Here is a 249-nt window from a genome sequence, read left to right on the forward strand (position 1 = left end):
CCTGCTCCATGCATTGGATAAACAACCTTATCGCCAATTCGAAACAACAAACCCACCCCCAACAGAGTATCCAAGTTCACCATATCACAGCATTCTGTTTTTGTCAACATTTAAAATTAATAATCATATCACATAAAAAACAAACATGTCAACAAATATGTCAAATTAATTTTATATGATCAAAAAAAGACCGGAGATAGACTCCGATCTTTACTATGAATTCGTAATCTCCTCTTCGGCATTCCGGTG

This window comes from Aneurinibacillus sp. UBA3580, from assembly GCF_002375825.1.
Lineage (GTDB): Bacteria > Bacillota > Bacilli > Aneurinibacillales > Aneurinibacillaceae > Aneurinibacillus > Aneurinibacillus danicus.